This window comes from Ottowia sp. VDI28, assembly GCF_049532675.1.
Classification (GTDB): Bacteria; Pseudomonadota; Gammaproteobacteria; order Burkholderiales; family Burkholderiaceae_C; genus Ottowia.
This window is the reverse complement of record NZ_CP149820.1, coordinates 2526240-2548660: the sequence shown is the minus strand read 5'-3', so window position 1 is coordinate 2548660 and position 22421 is coordinate 2526240. Positions and strand designations below refer to the sequence as shown.

At 59.6% G+C, this 22421-nt stretch carries 20 protein-coding genes and 3 pseudogenes; 7 read left to right on the top strand and 16 right to left on the bottom strand.

Features of this window, described 5'->3' with window-relative positions:
• Nucleotides 1–2232, top strand: coding sequence for a hypothetical protein (locus tag WJU18_RS12195; protein ID WP_423460310.1), 2232 nt, complete (start codon nt 1–3; stop codon nt 2230–2232).
• A 611-nt stretch (nt 2233–2843) separates the two neighbouring features.
• Here the strand turns inward: WJU18_RS12195 and WJU18_RS12190 are convergent.
• Together WJU18_RS12190 and WJU18_RS12185 are read right to left on the bottom strand one after the other, a co-directional pair.
• Nucleotides 2844–3512, bottom strand: a complete 669-nt coding sequence (locus tag WJU18_RS12190) for a hypothetical protein (RefSeq protein WP_423460309.1) — start codon at nt 3510–3512, stop codon at nt 2844–2846.
• A gap of 162 nt (nt 3513–3674) precedes the next feature.
• Nucleotides 3675–3977 (bottom strand): annotated as a pseudogene (locus tag WJU18_RS12185) (tyrosine-type recombinase/integrase); the annotation flags it as partial.
• A 73-nt stretch (nt 3978–4050) separates the two neighbouring features.
• On the opposite strand from WJU18_RS12185, the gene tnpA reads away from it, so the two are divergent.
• Genes tnpA through tnpC form a run of 4 tightly spaced genes read left to right on the top strand, consistent with a single transcriptional unit; the run spans nt 4051 to nt 6326 of the window.
• On the top strand, nt 4051–4383 hold the full coding sequence (gene tnpA / locus WJU18_RS12180) for an IS66-like element accessory protein TnpA (protein ID WP_423460308.1): 333 nt from the start codon (nt 4051–4053) through the stop codon (nt 4381–4383).
• A complete protein-coding gene (tnpB, locus tag WJU18_RS12175) occupies nt 4371–4547 on the top strand; it encodes an IS66 family insertion sequence element accessory protein TnpB (protein ID WP_423460307.1) in 177 nt (58 codons plus the stop codon). Before tnpA ends, tnpB (WJU18_RS12175) begins: the two co-directional genes overlap by 13 nt.
• Nucleotides 4540–4716 (top strand): IS66 family insertion sequence element accessory protein TnpB, encoded by a 177-nt coding sequence (tnpB, locus tag WJU18_RS12170; protein WP_423460306.1) that lies wholly within the window; start codon nt 4540–4542, stop codon nt 4714–4716. Before tnpB (WJU18_RS12175) ends, tnpB (WJU18_RS12170) begins: the two co-directional genes overlap by 8 nt.
• 59 nt (nt 4717–4775) lie before the next feature.
• The gene (tnpC, locus tag WJU18_RS12165) at nt 4776–6326 is read left to right on the top strand and encodes an IS66 family transposase (protein ID WP_423460305.1); all 1551 of its coding nucleotides are present in this window, start codon (nt 4776–4778) and stop codon (nt 6324–6326) included.
• 37 nt (nt 6327–6363) lie between these two features.
• Here the strand turns inward: tnpC and WJU18_RS12160 are convergent, their stop codons facing one another.
• The 4 genes and pseudogenes from WJU18_RS12160 to WJU18_RS12145 all read right to left on the bottom strand — a co-directional run bounded on the left by WJU18_RS12160 (nt 6364) and on the right by WJU18_RS12145 (nt 10907).
• Entirely contained in the window at nt 6364–7710 is a 1347-nt protein-coding gene (locus tag WJU18_RS12160) for a hypothetical protein (protein WP_423460304.1), read from the bottom strand.
• 181 nt (nt 7711–7891) lie between these two features.
• A pseudogene (locus WJU18_RS12155) lies at nt 7892–8514 on the bottom strand (tyrosine-type recombinase/integrase).
• 193 nt (nt 8515–8707) lie between these two features.
• Nucleotides 8708–9616: a hypothetical protein gene (locus WJU18_RS12150; protein ID WP_423460303.1), complete on the bottom strand. Its 909-nt coding sequence runs from the start codon at nt 9614–9616 to the stop codon at nt 8708–8710.
• Nucleotides 9617–10115: 499 nt separating this feature from the next.
• Nucleotides 10116–10907 carry an IclR family transcriptional regulator gene (locus tag WJU18_RS12145; RefSeq protein ID WP_423460302.1) on the bottom strand — a complete coding sequence of 264 codons (792 nt, stop codon included), beginning with the start codon at nt 10905–10907 and terminating at the stop codon, nt 10116–10118.
• Nucleotides 10908–11012: 105 nt separating this feature from the next.
• Between WJU18_RS12145 and WJU18_RS12140 the strand changes: the two genes are divergently transcribed.
• Nucleotides 11013–11909, top strand: a complete 897-nt coding sequence (locus WJU18_RS12140) for a LysR family transcriptional regulator (RefSeq protein ID WP_423460301.1) — start codon at nt 11013–11015, stop codon at nt 11907–11909.
• Nucleotides 11910–12182: 273 nt separating this feature from the next.
• Here WJU18_RS12140 and WJU18_RS12135 read toward each other — a convergent pair whose 3' ends face one another.
• A complete protein-coding gene (locus tag WJU18_RS12135; RefSeq protein ID WP_423460300.1) occupies nt 12183–13328 on the bottom strand; it encodes an IS4 family transposase in 1146 nt (381 codons plus the stop codon).
• A 169-nt stretch (nt 13329–13497) separates the two neighbouring features.
• Complete coding sequence (locus WJU18_RS12130) at nt 13498–14391, bottom strand: LysR substrate-binding domain-containing protein (protein ID WP_423460299.1); 894 nt, start codon at nt 14389–14391, stop codon at nt 13498–13500.
• Nucleotides 14392–14543: 152 nt separating this feature from the next.
• On the opposite strand from WJU18_RS12130, the gene WJU18_RS12125 reads away from it, so the two are divergent.
• Nucleotides 14544–15296, top strand: coding sequence for an SDR family oxidoreductase (locus WJU18_RS12125; RefSeq protein ID WP_423460298.1), 753 nt, complete (start codon nt 14544–14546; stop codon nt 15294–15296).
• Nucleotides 15297–15453: 157 nt separating this feature from the next.
• On the opposite strand, the gene WJU18_RS12120 is transcribed toward WJU18_RS12125, so the two are convergent.
• From WJU18_RS12120 to hemF, 8 genes and pseudogenes are all read right to left on the bottom strand, one after another.
• The gene (locus WJU18_RS12120) at nt 15454–16815 is read right to left on the bottom strand and encodes a HipA domain-containing protein (protein WP_423460297.1); all 1362 of its coding nucleotides are present in this window, start codon (nt 16813–16815) and stop codon (nt 15454–15456) included.
• A complete protein-coding gene (locus tag WJU18_RS12115; RefSeq protein ID WP_423460296.1) occupies nt 16812–17105 on the bottom strand; it encodes a helix-turn-helix domain-containing protein in 294 nt (97 codons plus the stop codon). Before WJU18_RS12115 ends, WJU18_RS12120 begins: the two co-directional genes overlap by 4 nt.
• A gap of 138 nt (nt 17106–17243) precedes the next feature.
• Nucleotides 17244–18736, bottom strand: a pseudogene (gene rng, locus WJU18_RS12110) (ribonuclease G).
• Nucleotides 18737–18854: 118 nt separating this feature from the next.
• On the bottom strand, nt 18855–19457 hold the full coding sequence (locus WJU18_RS12105; protein WP_423460295.1) for a Maf family protein: 603 nt from the start codon (nt 19455–19457) through the stop codon (nt 18855–18857).
• 235 nt (nt 19458–19692) lie between these two features.
• Entirely contained in the window at nt 19693–20163 is a 471-nt protein-coding gene (rlmH, locus tag WJU18_RS12100) for a 23S rRNA (pseudouridine(1915)-N(3))-methyltransferase RlmH (protein WP_423460294.1), read from the bottom strand.
• 42 nt (nt 20164–20205) lie between these two features.
• Nucleotides 20206–20811 (bottom strand): ribosome silencing factor, encoded by a 606-nt coding sequence (gene rsfS / locus WJU18_RS12095; protein ID WP_423460293.1) that lies wholly within the window; start codon nt 20809–20811, stop codon nt 20206–20208.
• A complete protein-coding gene (nadD, locus tag WJU18_RS12090; protein WP_423460292.1) occupies nt 20811–21428 on the bottom strand; it encodes a nicotinate-nucleotide adenylyltransferase in 618 nt (205 codons plus the stop codon). The genes rsfS and nadD overlap by 1 nt, the downstream gene beginning before the upstream one ends.
• Complete coding sequence (gene hemF / locus WJU18_RS12085; protein ID WP_423460291.1) at nt 21425–22345, bottom strand: oxygen-dependent coproporphyrinogen oxidase; 921 nt, start codon at nt 22343–22345, stop codon at nt 21425–21427. Before hemF ends, nadD begins: the two co-directional genes overlap by 4 nt.
• Between the last annotated feature and the right edge of the window lie 76 nt (nt 22346–22421).

The window sequence follows — 22421 nt, the reverse complement described above, 5'->3', positions numbered from 1 at the left end:
ATGCGAGCACTCGCCCTCATTACCCGATACCGCGAAGGAGCTTTCGAAGGCGATGCCTGCCTCCTTGTCTATGACGAGACGGAACTCAGCGCGGCGATGGTCAGCAGTGACGTCCGAGATGTCCTGAACGCTCGTCCCAATACCTGGAAAATTTATGTCGTTGCCCCCTTCTTAGACGAAGCGACAGTGATACGTGCAGCGTTGCAGGGAAGCGCCTTCGAGCGTGCTGCAGGCAAGATTGGTGTACTCGTTGGGCGCCCAGCGACCGCCGAGCCACTCACTTTGCAATTCCTTTATCGCGATGAGGTGGATGGCGAGGTCTACACTTCAAGTTCAGCTAACGATGAGTTGATCCAAGGTTGGTTGTTCAACCTGTTTGATCAAAGTCGTGCTCTTGTGGATGCGCCCGCGGGTGTCCACTTCGGCAAGGGTTCTGGCAAGCATGCACGCCATTTCCTGCGCGCCAGTAGCGTCTTGCTTTCGTCGGCAGCTTGCGGCTTTGTTGGCTTGGCGACATTGGCCCGCTTGCCAGCCGAGGAACCCCGCCGCATCTTCGTCGACACAGCGCCGTTGGTCGCGGTAGCGCAAGCGATGCAACGCATCGCTCACAACTTAGGTCAATGGGATTTTTCCCAACCGGTCGTCTCATTTAGTTCCTATGGGGGAATCGACCTGGCACCGACGATGGGCTACGGTGACTTGGCGCTTGTTTCCGCCTCGACGTCGGGCTCGCTTGCGGATCGATTGATCGACATGGGCATTGCAGCAGACAATGTTGTCACGCTCTTTTTGTTGAAAAATCCGTTGAAACCACCCGAACAGGGGAAAGTCGTTTGTGATCTGACTTCGGCGCCCAGCCGAACCTTTGGATATCGACCGATAGAAAGCTATCCTCCAGAGACTTGCCCAAGCTGCGCACGGGGTGACGTCTTGGCTGAATTAGCGGGGGATCAGTTCTTGTTGGAAAAGCGCGCCATCAAGCGATTGCGCGTGTCCGCTGCATCTCAGAAGAAGGACGCGCGCGCGTTTTTTGAGCGTCACGCCCGGACAAGACAAATCCAGATCCAACCATACGCAGCTGACGCGACTGCGAATATCGTCAAGTTCGACATCGACCACTTGACGCAGGATGAAGAGGTATCGCAAGCCGTAGTGAGGCTGCTGCGACGCTTCACACCGTCGCCGTTGCACGTCATCGTCCTCGTTGATATTCATGAAACCGTGGCACGACGCCTATTTGAGCTTGCGGATATGCACCATGAGTTCGACAAGGCGCTGCGCACGGACTGGGGGGAACTCGAGTCGCTCTCTCCGATCGACCGCGGGTCGATGCTGGTTCTGGCGGGTTGCCTGAACGATCATGGGCGAATGCGAGGCATCAACGCGACGATGCGAACGAAGGCCCCCCAGGGCAACGTCGCATACTTGAGCGTCATCACGCTAGCGGATTCTCCCCGGAACCTGGGTGACCTGAGAATGTTCCTAAGCTATGGCCAACACGGCGGCGAGACGTTCATTGTGCGGTCCGCTTACGACTTGATGTTGCCCTGGCAACGCGAGCCAGTGACTGCGTGGGACGCAGAAGTCGAGTTGCTCCAGCGCATGGCTTCGGATGGCTCACTGGAGCCGGAGCTCGCGACGCGGCTCGCTCGATTGGAAAGTATGTCTTGCGAGAGTGATGGCCTCTTACTTCCTGGAAAGGCTGGCGATCTCGCGATTGCTGCCGACTTCGTTTACTTGGACACTGAAACGAACCTGACGGCGATCAGCCAAGCCGACGTCTTGGCCGTTGTGAGTAACCTGCTAGCATCGGTTCGATGCAACGACGCCGCTTTACCGCCGTCGCATACGAAGCCTTCCGGCGAAGAGGTCCAGTGGAACCAGACGCTGTATGGCCAAGTCGTACTCGCGCCTGCGACGCTTTGTGCGCGCAACATGCGTGACTATAACGACTCGATTCTTCGCGCGGCATTCCTGCGTATGGCTTTCAAGCAGGAGCTCGACTTTTCGATCGACGAACACATAAGTCGAGAAGTGCTCGATGTAATCATGACGGAAATCATTGGTTGGTCGAGCGGCCGAGGCAACGCGTTGCCAGAATGGTTAATGTCTATGTCTTGCGACCGGCTTCGGCTGCATGCATTTCACATGCCGATGCTCCTTGACGCCGTGCGTGCGGCCAGGCTGCCCGCTTGGTTAGTTCAGCTCGCTGGAAGAATCGAGACTGACTAAAGCTAGGCTGAGCACTAGCGTTGCAGTGAATATCTATAGACAGCATAGAGCCTACTTTCGTCCCGCCGAGCACTTGTCAAATCCTTGAATAGAAATGGTTTGGGCTCATTCGACTCGAACGTGACTACTACAGCACGCTTTTCTGCGAAGACTGAGTGGACGATCATTGGCACCAGAGTCACTACACAACTGCTTTGCCGTGACAGACACGGCCCGCTCACTTGAGCGATGGGTATCGGGCTATGCTGATCTGCCATTCGAATGACTGCTCAGGGTCGTTTTGAGTCAGCAGGATGGCCACATCGAATGTCCGATATCGGCCTAAAAACGCGAGGGCTGCTTTGCAGCGCTCTCTGTCGATCGGCATCGTTCGTCCTACGCCCGGTGATGGGCTCCTTCCGGTCATCGGAGTGGGAGTTGGAGCATGGCCTGAGCGACCGGTCAGCAGGCTGGAGCAGCCGTTCGCTGCAACTCACGTAGGCAGCGTCGAACTCAGCCTCATCGGATGTCTGCTACCTGCGCCTCTAAACATACGCAATCGACCCAAAGCAGACAACAACGAAGCCTAAATTAAACCTACCGCATTAAGCGGTTTCGGCTTGAATAAATCTTTATTCACTCATACCTTCATGCATGAGGGTAAGCATTGAGGTCACCTTGAATACACCGAAGAACAAATGCACAACGGTAATGCTGGATTTATAGTCAGGCAACCCGAAGATGGTGACAGCATAGATATTTTCGTTTCTCGCCCCCGGTTCACCAAATTTCATGAAACCCATAGGCTTGCCAGAATAAAATTTCTCTATCTCAGACTCAATAGCCTGAATTTCAGGATCATTTTGACCAATAAAGTTGTGATAGATGTGGCCAATTTTGTAGTTCTTTGGTAATGAGGTTTTGCATGTTTTATAGACAATTCCGCAAGAAAGAGCGGTGAAAAATTCGTCTAACCGCGCAACGTCCACCTTGTACTTGACTGCTCCACCAGGCAGTGGAACAGCATCAGCGGCAAGTTTCTTTCGCAGCGCATCATTGTTGAACCCTAACTGGGGAGCAACTTTGTTCAAGAAGACTTCTCTAGCGCGATTATTGGGAGATGCATTCATGCATATTTGCGCGAGCACATAAAGATCGTCTACGGACTTTGCGTTGTTATGTTTCTCACAAGACTTTATGGTGAGTAGCTGTTCTCTTTCGCCATCGGGAAAGAAGGAGCGTGGTGGTATGTGCTCTTTGGTGGTGCCTTTTTCACCGCATCCTTGAAAATAACAGGTCATCGAGGTTTCGCCTTAATAATTAACTAAATTTCGTCCATAGGGAAAGTAAAAGCGGCGTGGCCACTTATGGCCGGGAGCGTTAGCGAAGCCAGGCGCAAGTCAGCAGCCAGTCATGTCCCGCAGCAGCGGCGTTCGAATCAGGGCTGCGGGACTTCCACCACCTCAGATCTCCGTCTGCTCGGAGATACCAAAGGTGTCATCTACCTCGATGCCGAGATATCTCACGTTCGACTCTAGCTTGGAGTGCCCCAGGAGCAATTGCATGGCGTGCAGATTCTTGGTGCGCCGATAGATCAGCGTCGCCTTAGTCCTGCGCATCGAGTGCGTCCCGTAGTCGGCGCGGTCCAGCCCGAGTTCATCGCCCCAGTAACGAAGGATCCGTGCGTATTGCCGCGTACCGAGGTGTGGTGAGCCGTGAGGTCGGCTGGGGAAGAGAAAGTCCTCCTGCTTAATCCACGCCTGCAACGTAAGCACCCGGTGAATCCATATTGAATCCTGTGATTGGGTTGGTTAGTGTCTACCTCTTTAGGTGGGCACCATGACGAAGACAGAATTAGCACCGTTGCGCCGTCGGCGTACTTATCCGAAGGCGTTGAAGGCGCAGATCGTGGCCGAGTGCAGCCAGCCCGGTGCGTCCATTGCGGGAGTAGCGCTGTCGCACGCGGTGAATGCGAACCTGGTGCACAAGTGGATCCGCCAGAGTAGCGAGCGAGGGCAGAACGTGCCGGGGTTTGTGCCTGTGATGGTGAGCGCGCCGGCGAGCGGCCATATCGAGATCCGGCTGGTGCGTGGGTCCGTGCAAGCCACGGTGCAATGGCCCGTGAGCGAAGCGGGAGCCTGCGTGGCCTGGCTGCGCGAGTGGCTGAAGTGATCCGCGTAGAGGCCATCTGGCTGGCCACCGAGCCGCTGGACATGCGCGCAGGCGCCAACACAGCCCTGGCTCGGGTGATCGAAGTCTTTGGCACTGCCAAGCCTCATCACGCCTACTGCTTTGCCAACCAGCGTGCCAACCGCATGAAGGGTGCTCGTGCATGATGGCATCGGCCTGTGGCTGGCCGCGCGGCGGCTGAACCGCGGCAAGTTCATCTGGTCCAATGCGATGCACGGTGCCCACGTGCCCTTGGACAGTGAGCAGTGGCAAGCGCTGGTGCTAGGTCTGCCCTGGCAACACGTCGGTGCCGCAGGTGCCATCTCCGTGCTGTAGCTGGCAATGGGGTAAGACGCCAATAGCAGGTGCTTTGAGTCTCTGCCACACTGCAGGCCATGAGTGATGCAGTGAGCCTCGATCAGTTGGATGCGCAGCAGTTGCGCGTACTGGCCGAACGCCTGATGGGCCAGGTGGCTGAGCGCGATGCGCAGATCGCCCGACACGATCAGGCGCTGCACTTTAAGCAGACGCATATCGATCAGCTCACGCAGGAGCTGGCGCTGTACAAGCGCTGGCGCTATGGCCGGCGAAGCGAACAGCTCAATGCAGCGCAGGCAAGCCTGTTGGAAGAAACGATGGATGCAGACATGGCGGCCATCGAAGAACAAGTGCTGGCCTTGCAGGCCAGCATCACAGCCCGGCCTGTCACCCAGGCACCACGGCGTATGAAGCTGCCGCCCGAGCTGCCGCGTACCGAGATTCACCATGAGCCGGCCTCCACGACGTGCCGCTGCGGCTGCGAGCTCAAACGCATGGGCGAAGATGTGAGCGAGAAGCTGGACTATGTGCCGGGTGTCTTCTCGGTGCAGCGCCACATCCGCGGCAAATGGGTGTGCGCGCAGTGCGAAACCCTCACGCAAGCGCCGGTACCGGCCCAGATCATCGACAAAGGCATCCCCACGGCAGGCCTGCTGGCGCAGGTGCTGGTGGCCAAGTTCGCCGATCACCTGCCGTTGTATCGGCAAGAAGGCATCTTTGCACGCGCAGGTCTGGCGCTGGCCCGCTCGACGCTGGGCGAATGGGTGGGCGTGTGCGGACTGCGGCTGCAGCCGTTGGTCGAGGCGCTCAAGGCCGAGGTGCTGACCAAGACAGTGCTGCACGCGGATGAGACTCCGGTGCAGATGCTCAAGCCCGGGGCAGGCAAGACCCATCAGGCCTACCTGTGGGCCTATACGCCCACGGCGTATGAGCAGGTGCGTGCGGTGGTCTATGACTTCCAGCCCAGCCGGGCGGGCGAGCACTGCCGCGCGTTCCTGGCTGAGTGGCGAGGCAAGCTGGTGACCGACGACTATGCGGGCTACAAGGCGGGGTTTGCCGCAGGGATCACCGAGTTGGGGTGCATGGCGCACGCACGGCGCAAGTTCCATGATCTACATATGAACCACCAGAGCCAGATCGCGGCACAGGCGCTGGAGTTGTTTGGCGCGCTGTACGGAATCGAACGCGAGGTGGCTCAGTTGCCTGCCCAAGAGCGGCAAAGGATGCGGCAGGCACGCGCCAGGCCGGTTGCCGAGACACTGCATCGGTGGCTGTTGGCGCAGCGGCTGCGGGTGCCGGATGGATCGGGCACGGCGCGCGCCATCGACTACAGCCTCAAGCGCTGGCAGGCGCTCACGCGCTACCTGGACGATGGTGATGCGCCCATCGACAACAACTGGGTGGAGAACCAGATTCGGCCTTGGGCGGTGGGCCGCTCGAACTGGTTGTTCGCCGGATCGCTGCGCGGTGGGCAGCGCGCAGCCGCCATCATGAGCCTGATTCAGTCGGCGCGCCTGAATGGCCATGATCCGTATGCCTATCTGAAAGACGTGCTCGAACGCTTGCCCACTCACAAGAACAGCCAGATCAGCAAACTGCTGCCTCACCGCTGGACACCTGCAGACTGAAACCCGCGTCAAGACGGGTTCACCGGGTGCTTACAGCTCAGAAGCTGTTCTTTGTCATCCTGCCCAGTTCTTCTGCGAAGAGGGTATCTGGTGGCACAAAGAATTCGAAGTGCTGGTACAGAGGCACCATCAGCGTCCTGACAGCCTCTGGCAGAAGCTCGCGAAGTCCGTTACTAGGAAACGAGCCGGATGTGCGGACTGTAGCCTCGGCAGAGGTGTACGAACGGACGTGACGTCTCCCATTGAGAGAAAACAAGCGTCTGCCCGCAATACCTTCCCACTCACACTCGACTAGCACTTCATAGGGTGGCTCGTACATAGCATCGGCAAGGTCTAGGACCCTCAAAAGAAATTCACCAAGCCTCCAGACCGGAAGCGTGAGTTCAAAGAGTGTTCCGGGATTTCCAAACCCACGTGCAGGATCGAGGGAGTCTTCTTGGTATCCCCGGAGAAGGAAAAAATTGCCGTTCTTCGCGTCGATCCGCCAGAAGTCGGCATGCCCAACATCTGCTTGGTCGGAAATCCACGCCTCAATGCATCCGTCGATCAAGCGAGGTTTTGTCTTTTCACCATGAAGGGTTATTAGCGCGGGCCAACCGGTGTATCGCTTGGCGCTCTGATTTAACTCCAAGATCTGCCGTTCGTTGAGGTGTCTTGAGGTCCCAACAATTCTGGCGGCAAAGAAAAAGTGGCCAAGGGTAATCTTTGCAGGGTCTGATTCTTCGAGGCCACCATTCAGATGACTCCATCGTGCTTTGGCATTTGCTACGAACGTGCCTAGCGCTTCTGCCTCGGTAGGCGCAGCCTCTAAGAATCGGCCAGCAACGGTCGCGGGTGCAAGGGCGCGAAAGAGGCTGATGATCTCCTCTCGCTGGTTTGTGATGGAGCGACGAAGAAGGGCGTCCCACTCACTTGCATTCAGTGGCGCTCTGCTTTCTGGGCCGGGCGCGCGCATATAGTAGACATGTTGCTTCAAACTTCCTCCAGCCGTCGCGCTATCGGAGCGCACGGGCACCTTAGAGGTGCCAGCAACACGAACAAGTGGATACTCCTCGTTCGAAGTGGGATGCCGCTGAAGAGTCACCTCCACGTGAAATACCGGCTCGGCCCGCTTCTTAATTATGGCGTTTAGAGCATCCGTCAAGTATGCCTCTAAAGAGATGGGGCGGTTAGGGTCCGGACTAAGGGATTTGTCGTTGTTCTCCCGGTAGCCGAAAAGAAGAAATCCGCCTCCATGATTTTCCAAAGCTATTAGAGCTTTTGCGACCAAACCTTGTGACTCGGGATCGGCCATATTGAGCCACTGCTTCACCTCAAAGTCGAGCGTCTCACGCGGACTAAGGAGCCAATCTTCAAAGCGCGAATTAATGTCACTGTTAAGCATTACAGACTTCCAACGAACTTTCGGTGATGGCCAGGATACAGACTTCCAAGTGCGTAGTTCAACTCGCAGGCAGCAAAAGCTGCTTATGGCCGGGAGCGTTAGCGAAGCCGGGCGCCAGCCAGCAACCAGTCATGTCCCGCAGCAGCGGTGTTCGAACCAGGACTGCGGGACTTCCATCACGTCAGATCTCCGTCTGCTCGGAAATCTCAAGGGCACCATCTACCTCGATGCCGAGATATCTCACGGTCGACTCTAGCTTGGAATGCCCCAGGAGCAATTGCACGGCACGCAGATTCTTGGTGCGCCGATAGATCAGCTTCGCCTTGGTTCTGCGCATCGAGTGCGTCCCGTAGTCAGCGCGGTCCAGTCCAAATTCATCGACCCAGTGGCCGAGGATCCGTGCGTATTGCCGTCTACCAAGGTATAGTGAGCCGTGAAGTCGGCTGGGGAAGAGGAAGTCCTCCTGCTTCAGCCCCGCCTGCTTGATCCACGCCTGCAACGCCTCCCGGGTGGCTTGGGTTGTCTCGAACTGAACCGGGCGCTGGGTCTTGTGCTGCATGACGATGGCGCGCGTCCCACTTGGTCTCCGTGGCACACGTCCCGTACCCTGAGGGCAACGAGGTCGCGACCACGAAGCTTGCTGTCGATACCTAGGTTGAAGAGCGCAAGTTCACGCACCCGGTGCTCCATCTGAAGCCGAACCCGAAGCGCCCAGATATCTTTGAGCTTGAACGGGGTCCTTTGCCCGACGATCTTGCCCTTGTTCCATGGCTCGCGATGAGCGGCATTGGCAGTGGTTCCCATGATGGTCCCCCATCGAGTTGAAGGCTTATCAAGATACGCCCGACGAAACCGAGGTCCTTGCCCTACGTCAACCTGATCATTGACCGCAGACACGACCGGACGTCTGCTTACCGGCGCGTCCGAGTACCAACAGTCTCGGCCAAGAGCAGCCGGCGGTTGCCAACGAAAGCGAGTGCTCAACTTACGGAGGGCTCTACGAGCGACCTGATGGAAAGGTCTGGACTCCGTCGCCGATGCCGCTATTGCGCTGAGTAAGCCAGAGTCGAACGTTGTCCCATTGCAGCAATAGCGGAACTCTCTCCTGAACGTCATCATTCTCCGAAAGCAACACTGCCTCCGTGGCGTCGAGGCTCGAACTCACTTTGCCTTCAAGCATCGCTTGAGCTCTTTTTATTTGGTCGGCGGCGTTAATCGCCGCATTCTCTACAAGGGCACGAACTGCTCTTTGAACCCGGCTTAGTCCGCGTAGATGAGCGCGGGCTGATTCGAGCAAGTTCACGGTATCGGGGGATTCGTTGAGCACCTGTGCTTTGAAACTACCTCTCTCGATCAGGCGCTCCTTGGAGCAGAGTGGATTCAGAAATAGCTCTCGCGACCTTCGAGATTCGTCTTCGGAGCGCATGTGCTGAGTCCCGGGACTCAGCACATGCAAGGCACTACCAGAGTGCTGAACATGATTGCGGAGCGCTTCCATGAAACGGTAGCCAAACTCAGCGTCGTATTGCTCCGCGAGCAGTCGACTTACTGACGCTTTCGCATCTATCGTTGCCAATTCCGGTAGGCACCTTGCCGCGGCCCTTCCGATCTTGTCCACATATGCTCTTGCCGTGGAAAGATAGTTCACAAAGACCAAGTTTATGGATGCCAGCGCCTCATTGCCTTCTCTGTATCCAGCTACCCTGCGAACTAAAGATCTAGCGGTCAATGCGAAACACTTGCTCTCGATCTCAAGATAGTTCGAGACGAGGTTGTCGAAGATCTCTTCAATCTCCAAAGCGGCGGTTAACACGCGACGGGAATTTCTTATGATATTGAACAGTTCCGGGGCAATTGCCTCTTCGTGCGTGTTCTCGACATAGCAGGAGCGAATGATGTAGCGCATGACACCTAACGTAATCTAGACCGCAGAGCCTGCGAGATAAGTTGATCGGTAGAGGTAATTCTGAAGGACCAGCACCGTATGCGCTGGCCCCTTGCTGAGAAATCAGCTCTGGTGCGTCCCACCTACGAGCCGGGGTATGAGTGTGTAGCTCATGAGTACACATCAATGATTGGATACGAGCCTGATGCTCACAGTCGCCTTTGGGTCATATCCGCCCAGTCGCGTCACGTCGGACCGGCCATTCAAGGCTGGATCGCGGACGCCACCTGTCGAGAGGCAGGTTTCGGAGGTGGTCCGGCCATCCGCGCCGCTGCCCCTCGATTGACCGGTGGTGATCGAAGCAGCCGCCCAGGCTACCCGCGGCGAATGACTCAGATCAGCCTGAAACAGACGCCTAACAAGAGGGCGTCTACATCATGTGCAGCAAGGCCCCGCGAACTCGGGCAACCCGGCTGCGGTCAAATGCACGAAGGCTGCGCCACTCTTTGAAATTCTTGGCTCAGGCGATCGGTTGCCAGTCTCTCATCACATTCAGCAAGATCGATTGAGGACCTGATGCTTGCGAATGCACCGATAGCTGCCGCGCTGCTGCCTTCACTTGGCAAGCCAATCTCTCGATCCTCTCGGCAGAAAGCGCTGCACATGAGCCTGAAACACCAATAGCGGTACTGACCTCTCCTGCCTGCCCAAAGACAGGGGCAGCGACTCCGCTGAACCCCTCACGCCACTCTCCCTTGGTGACTGCGTAGCCATCTCGGCGAATGGCATGCATCTGTCCCAAGAATGTATCGGAATCAGTGATCGTGCGGCTGGTGATCGGGCGCAACGCTGAGGCGACCTGTAAAAGTTGCTCCTTGGTCTTGAACGCAAGCATGGCCTTACCGGTGGCAACGCAATGTGCAGGCGCTCGAGTACCTACTGGCGCGGATGAGTCCGCTTTGTCTCTGCCCATCACCTTGTGCACATAGACCACCTGATCACCGTCCAGCACCGCAAGATGAACCGTTTCGCCAGTCTGGCTAGCTAGTGCTTCCATAACAGGACGGGCGCGTCTGCACAGATCGAACCCCGGCAACGCCGCCGAGGCGATTTCCCATAGCTTCATCGATGCTGCGTAACTGCCTTCACTGCGCCGAACCACATAGCTTTCGTCCAGCAAGGCTTGGAGCAGACGATGCGCACCGCTCTTCGGCATGCCCGTGGCGGCGGCAAGTTCCGTGACCCCCATGGGGCGAACCTGATAGGCCAGTACTTCCAGGAGCTTCAGGCCCTTGATCAAAGTATTGTTCATTCCCTGTTGTCTCGACCGGAAATTCAGAGACGGCTCAAGGCCATTGTGGAATGACAATCCTTTTAGGAAAATCGATTATTTCTAAGAAATTCACCCTGATTTCTCATGAATGTCACTTTCCGGCAACTTCGCGCCTTCTCCCATGTAGCGCGGCTTGGCAGCTTCTCTCATGCCGCCGAGTCGCTCTCGCTCACCTCTGGCGCGCTCAGCCACCTCATCCGGGATCTTGAAGCCGAAGTGGGGGTGCGCCTCTTTGAGCGGACGACCCGCTCTGTGGGCCTATCCAAGGCCGGCGAGATCTACCTGCCACATGCCGAGAGGGTGCTCAACGAACTGGCCGCGGCAGCCTTGTGCGCTAAGGATCTGCGCGAAGGCAAATCAGGCAGCGTTCGAATCGCGGCAACGCATCTGCTGGCAGCCATCAAGCTCCCCAGCCTGATGGTCGCGTATCAGGCCAGCTTCCCGGAAACGCGGCTTGTATTGCGTGATGCCAAGCCGGATACGCTCATTGAACTGGTAGCCAGTGGCGAAGTCGATCTTGCCTTGGGGCCGGAGCGGCCCGTGCCGGACACGGTGATCTCGGAAGAAGTGTTTTCCGATGACCTGATGCTCATTTGCGGGAACCAGCACCGCCTTGCCGCTCGCGCCAGCGTGGCTTGGGATGAGCTGGCGAATGAATCCTTCATCGTGATTGGCGACGGCGCTGCCGTGCGGACCATGGTCGATATCAACTTCAAGGTGCTGATCGAGCCCAGCATGCAGGTTGACCAGTTCACGACAGGCATTGCGCTGGTGGCGGCGGGGCAAGGGATCATGCTGAGTACGGCTTATGTGGGGCCCTTCCTGAAAGAGCATTCGCTGCGGTTGATTCCGCTGGTGAACCCCGGTGTGCGGCGCCGGATCATGCTGTTCCGGCATGCTGCTAAGCTGCTCTCGCCCGCGGCTGATCGCTTTGCGGGCTTTCTGCAAGATCACCTCGCGGCCGGCCAGGGTCCAGACTAGGCGGCAGGGACAGTGGCATCTAGTGCTTGCGCACAGAGGTTTTGACGCGTGGAAGCGCTGTTTCCTCTCGTCATTCCGGCGCAAGCCCATATGCGCTAACGTAGTAAGTCATGCGCATCAACTCTTTGAGAGCGTCGCCGTCGAGGCGACTCAGCCAGGCGCTGGCGCACAGATTGCCATTGCCGGATGGCCTCGCGCAGATTCATCGCAGGCGTCAGTGCGCGGCATAACAACTCGCGCATCAGCGAAGTCTCTCGCCAAGGGCACCAAGACTCAGTCGTACGCGATCTTCTCGATCTCGTATCCCCAGGGGGAAACGCGCTCGGCATGAGCAATCATGCGAGCGATCAGAAAGGCCACCAGCAGCTTGCCCTGCAACCAGCTTCGCGCCGCCTGTTCATCGTGCTTTTTCAGATGCCCCAGCGAGATGAGCGACTTCAGCCGCTTGAACTCCAACTCGATTTGCCAGCGTAGACGGTAGATCTGCAGCACCTGCTGAGCACTGAGCTCTTGCGACAGACTGGTGAAGACAAAGACGTAATCAGCCGCCTCCAGCGTCTGCGGCTGCATCTGCGTGCCACTGCGCTGACTCTCACGCTGCACGCGCTGGCGTGCCCTGGCAGCAGCCTGCTGGCTTTTGCGTGCGATGCACAGGCGCCCGCGCACAATGGCACCCTCCTTGGGGTGCACACACGCCTCAAACTCCTTGGGCTGACCTATCTGAACGGTGCGAGCACAAGCCAGAATATCAAGCTTTTGCGCCTTCGCAACAGGCACCCCAGTCTCATACAAAGGCAGTGTCACCAGGTTAAGCCGCACCAGCACATCGCCCCCACCGGCGCGCACGTGGGCAATGCCCGCCGGATGCGCGTAACCACGGTCGGCCACAAACACATCGCCCGCTCGCACCTCAAAGCGTTTGAGTGTCTCGCCCTGCCTGGCAGAGCCCAGGTGAACCTCCTGGCACTGCAGATCGGGCAGGCCGATCGCATAGTGCAGCCGCCACTGCGAGCCCGTGGGGCCCGGCTCGCGCACCACGCTGCCATCGACCACGCGCAATCTGCGCCCACTCAGCAAGCTCTGCCCAGCCAGGGGCTGTGCTTGCAGCTCAGGCGCTTGCCTGACTTGCCCGGCCATCCATTCAAACCAAGCACCGCATGAGCGCAAGCGCTTGAGTAAGGCGACATCACTGATCTGGGCTATACCCGCCAGTTGCGCCTGCGCTGCCGTCTCCCGCAGGCTGCAGCCTTGCGCCAGGTGAATCAGCATCAGCCGCAACAGCATTCGCGCATCGCGCACCCCTCGCGTGCGCTTGAGCGCACCTAACTGCCTGGCCTGGCTTTGCCAATGCTCGGGCAATAGACTCTCTATGACTTGCCAGTCTTCACTCCAATTCACTCGCTCTGGCTCTTGGTCCATCTTCCACCTATCCGGATTGATGGCTCGAGCATACGCTAATTTACGTTAGCGCATATGGGCGCAAGCCGGAATGACGGAGAAAAGACACGTAAGCAAACCGTCAAAACCTTCGTGCGGAAACACTAGAGGCGTGTCCGCAGATGTTTCAGCCCCATCAGCTCAGCTCAGCTCAACTTGCCACAGCCATGCACTCCACGAGCCACTCCACGAATACGCGGACCCGTGGCGAGAGATGCCGCGCATGCGGATAGAGCACCGATACGGGCATGGGCTCTGGGGCCCATTCGGGGAAGACTTCGGCCAACTCGCCGCTGTGCAGGTATTGCTCCACATGGTATCGAGGGGCTTGAATGAAACCCATGCCCGCGAGACAGCATGCGGCGTACCCGTAGGCGCTGTTGACGGAGACCGGCCCCGGCAGATGGACACGCCGCTTCTCCCCTTCTATCAAGAATTCGAAAGGCAAGGCGCGGCCGCTAGCGCCAAGATAGTTCACGGCCTGGTGGGTACGAAAATCCTCCAAGGTCCGAGGTAGCCCATGGCGCTGCAGATAGTCCCGGCTGGCACAAGTCACCTGCGCCAGCAACGCAATACGCCGCCCGACGAGGGATGAATCCTTCGGCTCACCTGAACGAAGCACACAATCGATGCCTTCCCGGACCAGATCGATGAGTCGGTCAGTCAGGCCGATTTCAAGTTCGATGTCTGGGTACCGGGCGTGAAACTCGCCTAGGCGCGGCAGGATGAAATGCAGCGCCTGCGTACCCTGCAAATCCACCCGCACTTTCCCGCGCGGTCTTTCCGCATGGCTGCGGAACACGCCTTCGGCCTCCTCCACATCTTGCAGGATTTGCTGGCAACGCAGGTAATAGGCTTGGCCGTCCTGCGTGGGGTTGACGTGCCGGGTGGTCCGGTGCAGCAGCCGCACGCCGAGCCGTGCCTCCAGTTGCTGCACCGCCAGGCTCACCGAAGCTCGCGGCAACTGAAGCTCGTCGGCAGCCTTCGTGAAGCTTCCGAGGTCCACGATGCGCGAGAACAAATGCATTGCGTCCAAGCGGTCCATGCAACGCCCCTATTGTTTAGATTTTATGGATTTTCATATCAATTCCATGAATTTATCCTTTTATTCAAAAACAATAAAGTCTTGGTTCGGCATCGTTTAGGGCTCCCTACATCTGCCCGCTCCCTTGCAACCAAGATAACTGGACTTCCTGCATGAACCATCTCCAAACACCCTACTCCGTCGCCCTGGTCACGGGCGCTTCTCGCGGTATTGGCGCGGCCATTGCGCGCCGCCTGGCTGGTGACGGCCATGCGGTGGGGGTCAACTACGCGAGCAATCAGGCAGAAGCGCAGCGGGTCGTGGATGACATCACGGCAGCCGGTGGCCGCGCTTTCGCCGTGCAGGCCGATGTGTCCGACCCCGAGGCTGCCCGCCGCATGTTCGACACGGTGGAAGCGCAGCTTGGCCCGGTCACGGTGCTGATCAACAATGCCGGGGTCATGCCATCGGGCCTTCCGCGCCTTGCGGATACCGACGACGCGACCTTCGACCGCCTGCTCGCCATCAACGTGAAGGGCAGCTTCAACACCATGCGCGAAGCTTCACGCCGTATGGGCGCGGGAGGCCGCATCGTCAATTTTTCCACCAGCGTGATCGGGTTGGGTTTGCCGGGATACTCCGTCTACGCCGCCACCAAGGCGGCGATGGAGGCCATGACCCATATCCTGGCCAAGGAGCTGCGGGGCAGGAACATCACTGTCAACGCCGTGGCACCCGGCCCCACCGCGACAGCGCTGTTCCTTGACGGAAAGACGCCCGAGCAAATCGAGCACCTGTCCCAAATGGCACCGCTGGAGCGGCTGGGACGTCCGGAAGATATCGCGGCGGTGGTTTCCATGCTGGCCGGCGCTGATGGTGCTTGGGTGAATGGGCAGACTATCCGGGCTAACGGAGGGATTGTTTAAGCTACTTTATTCGGGAAATCAGACGCCATTGCGTGGACTCCAGCTTGCGCCGGAATGACGGGGGCCATCGGTGCAAAAACAAAATGACCACCTTGATTCAAGACAAAGCGCCAACGGTTGGTCGCACGACCACAAGGCTCCTGATCCGGCCCAGCCTTCAGAAAAGATCGCCGCTGAACCTGGGAATCTCCGCCACCTGCTCCAACAGAAAATCCGCCCTGGCCACCACGTAGTCCGCCAGGGTGCGAACAAAGGGCCGCTCCTCCTCCGCGTATACGGGGTCCAGGGCCTGCGCCCTCGCCTCCTCCCGTGCCCACTCGCAAAGCTGTTTCAGTTCCCGCGCAAACGTGCGCCGGGGGAATCCCAGTCGCTCGCAGAAGTCGGCCAGCGCGAACGACTTCACGTTCGGCAACGCGAACTCGTCGCCGAAGGCCATCGCCAGTTCCTGATCGATGTGGCGGGCGTCGTACACGGCCACGTTAACCAGATCGTAGAACGGCGCCACCGCCAAGGTATCACCCCGCCCGAAAAAGGAGATGTTCTTGCCATGCGCATCGCTGTTGCCCAGCAGCAGCGTGGTGATCGCCCAGAGAGCCATCTGCCGGATGCCGATGGCTGCATTCGACAGATGCGGCCGCAGCGTGGCCAAGGCCTCGAAGCTGGCCCCGTCGCGGATGTGCCGAACGTCCTCTGCGCTGCCCAGTGGACGCTCGTACTTGTACGATACGGGAAGGTTCAGCGCCTGGCAGGCGTCAATTACATGCAGTCTGCGTACGCTTGCGCCATCGCGCACTCGGTCGAAGCGTTCAACGCACAGGACCGGCGCGGGCACGCGCAGGATCTCCACCCCGGCCGCCCAGTTCTCCTTCAAGCGCCGCTGGCCGAGGCGGTTGACCAGTCGCATGCAGAAATGCTCATTGGCCACCATGCAGGGCAGCTTGTCGTTCAACGGCTCGGGCTTGAGGATGTGCGTCGACGAGAGCGAGCCATCCGCCAGGAACAAGGCATCGCCTTCGCGCAGCACCAGCAGCTTGTCCTGGTAACCCGCCACCGACATGCGCACCTTGTCGTCCCATATCGCGAACGGAATCCTGTTACGGTCATCGATGCGCTGCTGCAGCTCGGCAAGTGCCACGGGGCGCCGCTGCGCCTCTTGCGCCTGCGGCAGTTGCCCTGCGGGCAGGAAGCTCAGGGCACCCGCCGTCTCGCGGCCCAGCACCCGGATCAGGCCAAAGATATTGCTCTTCTGGACATGGGTGAAACTAGAGACCACATCCAGCGCCCGCCCTTCGGGCAACAGGTTGTCGATGAAGCGCCGCACGGCCACCGCAGACACTTCGCCGTCGAGAGGGATGTGCGGCGACAGTTGGAATCGGTATGCATGCTGGCGCCACGGCTCACTGTATGTGAAGCTGAATTGATCCTGCACCGGATCGAACGTGAGCCGCCCGACCAGGTCGGCGCCAGAAAACACGTCCAACGCAAAATCCGGACCTGAAGCAGGCCATACGCGGCTCATTCGGAGTCTCGCGGCGGCGCCAGGTCTTTGAGCTGCAGGGCATGTTCCCTGGAAACGACCAGCACCTCCAGTCCAAGCCCCTCCAGGACCTTGAACAGGCGGTCGGTGGTGATCGATTTTCCGTTCTCCAGGCGCGACAGTACGTCGGCCGAGACGCCACAGAACGCAGCTGCGTCGTCGATACGCATGCGGGCTTGCGCCCGTGCGTTGCGTACGGCTAGTCCCAGTCCTGCGAGGTTTTCAACCCGCGAACGGCTGGCGGGGTGTGTGGAGGGAAGACGTCGTGCCATGCATCAGTCATAGTTCCGTAATAGCGAAACTATATCCAACCACAAGGGAGTTGTCCAGGTTATTCCGTAATAACGAAACAATCAAAAAAACTATCGAGGTGCACTTATTATTTCGCTATTCCGAAACAATAAGCGAGCTCACAGTAAAACGATATCGTACTGATCCGGCCCTATCGCAGACTCAGCCCTGAGGGAGATGGGCTTGCCGATGAAATCAGACAAGCCAGCGAGATGCTGACTTTCTTCATCGAGCAGCATGTCGACCACCGCATGCGTGGCAACCACACGGAATTCCTTGGGGTTGAATTGCCGGGCTTCGCGAAGGATCTCGCGCAGGATGTCATAGGCGACGGTGCGGGGGTTCGCACGCGGCCGGCGCCCTGGCACTGGGCGCATGGCTCGCACAGCAGTTGGGCCAGCGATTCGCGGGTGCGCTTGCGCGTCATCTCCACCAGGCCTAGCGCGGAAAAACCGCCAATCTGCGTTTTGACGCGGTCGCGCGCCAGTTGCTTTCTGAACTCTGACAGCACCGCTTGCTGGTGCTCGGGCTGCGTCATGTCGATGAAGTCGACGATGACGATGCCACCTAAGTTGCGCAGCCTCAGTTGCCGGGCGATGGCCTGGGCGGCTTCAAGGTTGGTCTTGAATACGGTGTCGTCGAAGTTGCGCGCTCCGACGAAGGCCCCCGTGTTGACGTCGATGGTGGTCAATGCTTCCGTCTGGTCGATCACGAGGTAGCCGCCTGATTTCAGGTCTACCCGCCGGCCCAGGGCTTTGGCAATTTCGTCGTCCACCGAGTACAGATCAAAAATGGGCCGCTCGCCACGGTAGTGCGAGAGCCGCGCCGCCGCCGCCGGCATGAATTCCTGCCCGAAAGCGGAGAGCACCTTGAATTGCTCCTTGGAATCAAGCCTGATCGATTGCGTTTGCTCGCTCACCAGATCGCGCAGCACGCGCTGCAGCAGGCTCAGGTCTTCGTGCAGCAGGCTGGCGGGCGGCTTTTGCAACGAAGCTTCGCGGATGCGGGTCCAGGTCTTGCGCAAATAGGCAATGTCTTCGGCCAGTTCGGTATCCGAGGCGTCTTCGGCATTGGTGCGCAGGATGTAACCGCCGCGTGCCTGCCCCGGCAAGCTTTCGCCCGCCAGCGCCTGTACCCGCGCGCGCAGCGCCTCGCGCTGGTTGGCGGGGATTTTCTGGGAGATGCCGATGTGCTCGTCTTGCGGCAGAAAGACCAGCATGCGGCCTGCAATGCTGATCTGCGTGGACAAACGGGCGCCCTTGGTGCCAATGGGGTCCTTGATGACCTGCACCATCAGGGTCTGGCCCTCGAAAACCTGCTTTTCTATGGGCTTGGCTGGCGCGGCGGCTGAGCGGTGGGCGGGCAAGGTCTCGCCTGCCAGAGGGCGCTGCCACACGTCGGCCACATGCAGGAAGGCCGCCCGCTCCAGGCCGATGTCGATGAAGGCTGACTGCATGCCGGGCAGCACGCGTGCCACCTTGCCCAGGTACACGTTGCCGACCAGGCCGCGCTCGAGCGCACGCTCGACGTGCAACTCCTGCACCGCTCCGTTTTCGACGATGGCCACGCGCGTTTCCTGCGGCGACCAGTTGATGAGGATGTCTTGCTGCATGTTTTTTTCCGTGATTCACGATACGCTGCCATGCCCTCACCCCTGCCCTCTCCCAGAGGGAGAGGGAGTTCATCAGGATGGTGTTCGTTGTCATGAAATGGGCTGATTCGATCGCTCGTCAGGGGTGCACCCCTACCGAACGTAAAAGATTCATAGTCTCATAAAGCGGCAGTCCCATGATGCCGGTGTAGCTGCCATTGATGTTCGCGATGAATTCGGCCGCGCGCCCCTGCACGGCATAGGCGCCCGCTTTTCCCATGGGCTCGCCGCTGGCCACGTAGGCCTGGACCTGTGCGGCTGTCATCGGTGCGAAGCGCACGCGCGATTCGCTCACGGCCTGTGCGGCACGGCCTTCGGACCACACCGCCACGCAGGTCAGCACACGGTGCGTGGTGCCGGACAGGAGGCTGAGCATGCGGGCGGCATCCTGCGCATCGGCCGGCTTACCGTAGATGGTGCGGCCCAGTGCCACCGTGGTGTCCGAACACAGCACCGGGGCGGGAGGCAAACCGCGCTTTTCCCAGCGCCGCACGGCGGCTTCGAGCTTGAGCGCGGTGACGCGGCGGACATAGGCCAGGGGCGGCTCGCTCGGCAGTTCGGCTTCCAGGCTTTCCGCGTCTTCCTCCTCCCCCGGCAGCAGCAGCTCATGGCGGACGCCGATCTGCTCCAGCAATTGGCGGCGGCGCGGGCTTTGGGAGGCGAGGTAGACGAAATCAGGCATGAGTACTAGACGGCAAATGACAGCGATGGCCCGACCGTTCCAGGCATCTTGCAGGAGCGACTTTAAAGGGTGTCGCAGAAGCCCTGAACATCATGCTCGTCATTCCCGCGCAGGCGGGAATCCAGGCGGCGGCGAAGAGGTGACACTGGATTCCCGCCTGCGCGGGAATGACGGAGAGGACACCCTTCAAAGGCGCTCCTACAAGGTGCCCATATCGTAGGCCGAGCAGCCTTCATTATTCCCGGTGATACGGATGCCCCGCATTGACGGACCAGGCCCGGTACAACTGCTCGATGAGCAGCACGCGCACCATGGCGTGAGGCAAGGTCAAATCAGACAGGCGGATGCGCTGGTGGGCAGCGGCGCGCAGGGCGGGATCTAGGCCGTCGGGGCCGCCAATGACCAGGACCACATCGGTGCCGCCGTGCTGCCATTCCTTCAATTGCGCGGCCAAGCCGGTGGTGGTCAGTGCGGTGCCGCGCTCATCGAGCACCACGATGCGAGCGCCTCGCGGGATGGCAGCCTCTATGCGCGCCCGCTCTGCGGCGTAGAGTTGCTCCACGGTCTTGCCACCCGCGCGAGGCTCCGTCTTGACGGCTTTGAGTTCTACGCGGATTTCGGGCGGGAAACGCTTGGCATAGTCATCCCAGGCCTGCTGCGCCCAGGTGGGCACACGCTGGCCGACGGCGATGATGATGAGTTTCATGCGTCCTCTCCCGCTTGCAAGCGCACGGCTTCAGAGGGAGGCTTAAGCTTTCTTCGCAGCCACCTTCTTGGTGGCGACTTTCTTCGCAACGGCTTTCTTGGCAGCCACCTTCTTGGCCGGTGCCTTGGCTGCGGGAGATTTTGCAGCGGGCTTCTTGGGAGCAGGCGTCTTGGCCGCAGGCGCTTTTTTGGCGGCTACCTTCTTGGCAGGTGCCGGTTTTTCAGCTGACTTGGCTGGCGCGGCCTTCTTCGCCGCGGCCTTGCCTGCGGTCTTACCGGCCGCAGGGCCTTTCAGGCGCACAGCCTTCTCGCCCCAGATTTCTTCCAGGTTGTAGTACTGGCGGATGGCCGGCTGCATGACGTGCGCCACCGCCGCACCGCAGTCAACGATGATCCATTCGCCGTTTTCCTCGCCCTCCATGCGCGGCTTGGGGAAACCGGCATCACGCACCTTGTCCCGCACGCTGGCCGCAATGGCCTTGGTCTGGCGGTTGGAAGTGCCGGTAGCGACCATGACGCGTTCGAACAAGGGCGACAGGTGTTCAGTGTTGAACACCCGTATGTCTTGGGCTTTGACGTCCTCCAGGCCATCGACGATGGCGCGCTGGAGTTTCTGGATGTCTTTTTTGGTGGCGGATGTTTCGCTCATCAAGGGCTCAGGGGCGGCTGGTAAAGGTGATGTTCCGCAATATACCGCGCTACGGCGTGCGGGACGAGGTGTTCGATGGGTTGGCCGGCGGCGGCGCGGGCCCGCACCTCGGTGGAACTGACGACGATGGGAGGGAGGTTGATGGGCTCGTAGAAGCCCGGAGGCAGGTTGGAAATGTCGGCCGGCGGTGCATCGGACACTGGCCGTGCCCGCGCGGCAATACTGAGAATGGCGAGCCGCGCGATCTCGTCGCTGCTCTTCCAGGTGTGCAGCGTTTCGGCCTGATCGGCACCGATGATCAACAACAACTGAGCTTCTGGCCACTCATGGCGTAATTCTCGCAGAGTGTCGACAGTATACGTCGGGCCTTCGCGCAGGACTTCCCGGGTATCGACCTTCACCCGGGGTATCTGGGCAAATGCCAGCTCGGACATGGCCAGCCGCAAGGTGCCATCGCTCAGGGAGCGCGCCTTGTGCCAAGCCTGGCCTGTGGGGAAAATGCGTAATTCGTCCAGCCGCAATTGCTCGATCGCCGTGCGCGCCAGCGCCACATGGCCGTTGTGCGGTGGATCGAAGGCGCCACCGAACATGCCGATGCGGCGGTGTGGCGAACTCACAACCAACTCCTGGGCACAAGGAAGTGCTCGGTCAAGCGGGCTTCAGGCGAGCCCGGCTCGGGTTGCCGCTGATACGACCAGCGCACCAGGGGCGGCATGGAGAGCAGGATCGACTCAGTGCGCCCGCCCGATTGCAGGCCAAAGTGCGTACCCCGGTCCCACACCAGGTTGAATTCGACATAGCGGCCCCGCCTGTAGAGCTGGTGCTCACGCTCGCGTTCGCCCCAGGGCGTGCCCTGGCGCCGCTCCACGATAGGCATGTAGGCATTCAGGAACGCATCTCCCACTGAGCGGATCATTGCAAAGCCATTCTCCGCGCCGCCCTCCGCGAAATCGTCGAAGAAAATGCCGCCAATACCCCGGGGTTCGCCCCGGTGGCGGTTGAAGAAATACTCATCGCACCATTGCTTGAAGCGGGAATATTTGTCGTCGCCAAAGGGTTTCAGTGCGTCGTGGCACACCTGATGGAAATGCACGGCATCTTCATCGTAACCGTAATAGGGTGTCAGATCCATGCCGCCGCCAAACCAGCAGACAGGCGGCTGCCCCTCGTGGCCGGCCGCAATCATGCGGACGTTCATGTGCACGGTGGGCACGTAGGGGTTCAGCGGGTGGAACACCAGCGAAACGCCCATGGCCTCGAACGGCGCGCCGGCCAGCTCAGGCCGGTGCTGGGTAGCCGAAGGCGGCAGCCGCGGGCCGCGCACATGCGAGAAACCGCAGCCGGCGCGCTCGAACACCGCGCCCCCCTCCATGATCTTCGTGATGCCATCGCCCTGCAAAGGCTCGTCAGGCGCCTTGGCCCAGGCATCCGTCAAGAACTTGGCACCGCCATCGGCCGACTCAATGGCCTGGGTGATCGACTGCTGCAGACCAAGGAGGTATTGCCGTACTTCAGTAGGATCGAATGAGTTCATCGTTGAAGAGGGCTGCTAGCCTTCACCAGAAGGCCGCCCTCGCCCGCCCACTCCCGCAAGCAGGAGTGGGCGTTGT

Excerpts from the sequence above, each read along its gene's own strand:
- WJU18_RS12125 (WP_423460298.1), top strand. The coding sequence starts at position 14,544 with ATGAACCATCTCCAAACACCCTACTCCGTCGCCCTGGTCACGGGCGCT.
- rlmH (WP_423460294.1), bottom strand. The coding sequence starts at position 20,163 with ATGAAACTCATCATCATCGCCGTCGGCCAGCGTGTGCCCACCTGGGCG.
- WJU18_RS12190 (WP_423460309.1), bottom strand. The coding sequence starts at position 3,512 with ATGACCTGTTATTTTCAAGGATGCGGTGAAAAAGGCACCACCAAAGAG.
- WJU18_RS12115 (WP_423460296.1), bottom strand. The coding sequence starts at position 17,105 with ATGGCACGACGTCTTCCCTCCACACACCCCGCCAGCCGTTCGCGGGTT.
- WJU18_RS12195 (WP_423460310.1), top strand. The coding sequence starts at position 1 with ATGCGAGCACTCGCCCTCATTACCCGATACCGCGAAGGAGCTTTCGAA.
- WJU18_RS12150 (WP_423460303.1), bottom strand. The coding sequence starts at position 9,616 with ATGCGCTACATCATTCGCTCCTGCTATGTCGAGAACACGCACGAAGAG.
- WJU18_RS12160 (WP_423460304.1), bottom strand. The coding sequence starts at position 7,710 with ATGCTTAACAGTGACATTAATTCGCGCTTTGAAGATTGGCTCCTTAGT.
- rsfS (WP_423460293.1), bottom strand. The coding sequence starts at position 20,811 with ATGAGCGAAACATCCGCCACCAAAAAAGACATCCAGAAACTCCAGCGC.
- WJU18_RS12140 (WP_423460301.1), top strand. The coding sequence starts at position 11,013 with ATGAATGTCACTTTCCGGCAACTTCGCGCCTTCTCCCATGTAGCGCGG.
- tnpC (WP_423460305.1), top strand. The coding sequence starts at position 4,776 with ATGAGTGATGCAGTGAGCCTCGATCAGTTGGATGCGCAGCAGTTGCGC.
- WJU18_RS12135 (WP_423460300.1), bottom strand. The coding sequence starts at position 13,328 with ATGGACCAAGAGCCAGAGCGAGTGAATTGGAGTGAAGACTGGCAAGTC.
- WJU18_RS12145 (WP_423460302.1), bottom strand. The coding sequence starts at position 10,907 with ATGAACAATACTTTGATCAAGGGCCTGAAGCTCCTGGAAGTACTGGCC.
- hemF (WP_423460291.1), bottom strand. The coding sequence starts at position 22,345 with ATGAACTCATTCGATCCTACTGAAGTACGGCAATACCTCCTTGGTCTG.
- WJU18_RS12120 (WP_423460297.1), bottom strand. The coding sequence starts at position 16,815 with ATGAGCCGCGTATGGCCTGCTTCAGGTCCGGATTTTGCGTTGGACGTG.
- tnpA (WP_423460308.1), top strand. The coding sequence starts at position 4,051 with ATGACGAAGACAGAATTAGCACCGTTGCGCCGTCGGCGTACTTATCCG.
- WJU18_RS12130 (WP_423460299.1), bottom strand. The coding sequence starts at position 14,391 with ATGGACCGCTTGGACGCAATGCATTTGTTCTCGCGCATCGTGGACCTC.
- WJU18_RS12105 (WP_423460295.1), bottom strand. The coding sequence starts at position 19,457 with ATGCCTGATTTCGTCTACCTCGCCTCCCAAAGCCCGCGCCGCCGCCAA.